Source organism: Porphyromonas uenonis 60-3, assembly GCF_000174775.1.
In the GTDB taxonomy this organism is placed as follows: Bacteria; Bacteroidota; Bacteroidia; order Bacteroidales; family Porphyromonadaceae; genus Porphyromonas; species Porphyromonas uenonis_A.
Window position 1 is genome coordinate 1 of sequence record NZ_ACLR01000187.1, and the last position, 692, is coordinate 692.

At 49.9% G+C, this 692-nt stretch carries 2 protein-coding genes; both read left to right on the forward strand.

The window, feature by feature from the left end:
• Positions 1 to 100 precede the first annotated feature (100 nt).
• Positions 101 to 370 carry a transposase gene (locus tag PORUE0001_RS07700; protein WP_232501439.1) on the forward strand — a complete coding sequence of 90 codons (270 nt, stop codon included), beginning with the start codon at positions 101 to 103 and terminating at the stop codon, positions 368 to 370.
• Between the two features lie 22 nt (positions 371 to 392).
• The coding region (locus tag PORUE0001_RS07705) for a hypothetical protein (RefSeq protein ID WP_007365887.1) at positions 393 to 692 on the forward strand (300 nt) is incomplete at its 3' end.

Genomic DNA, 692 nt, shown 5'->3' on the forward strand with positions numbered 1-692 from the left:
CAAACAATAGAAACAAGAAAAAAGTAACCGAGGACGAAAGGGATATCCCCTAGATTTCAAGTGGAGAGTCATCGATGACCTCCTAGCCACAGGCGAGAGCATCGCCACCACCAGCCAGCGCTACGGCATCACCACACGCACCATTCGAAATTGGTTGCGTACCTTTGGTGTAGAGTTACCCAACCAAAGCACTATGAGCAAGACAAACAAGAACAAAGACGTAGATCCAGATACGCAGAACTCAAGCGGAAAACGCTCGCCTCAAAGCAGCCCTCTTCCAGCTGAGAGCAAGGCCTTGGTCAACAAAACACTACTCGAAGTGGTCTTGAATCGCTACCACATTGATCTAAAAAAAAAGACCGATTTGTAGCCGTGAGACAGCTTGAAGCCAAGTGAGAGATCAAAAGCTCTCCATAACCTACCTTTGTCAGCAGCTAGAAGTCAGCCGCAAAGGCTACTACAAGCACACCTTCACCGAGCAAGACGAAGATGTCAAAGTAGCCTCCGTCCTACACTATTGCCAGTATGTGCGCAGTTGGCTCCCCAGGGCAGGCGTAGACACCCTCCAGGAGTGTACCAACAAGTACTTCAAAGGAACCTTTCAAGTAGGTCGAGACTGGCTTTACAAAGTGTTAGGAGCCAACGACATGCTGCTGAGAAGTCGCAAGCGCAAGCGTCCACCCCAGACGACC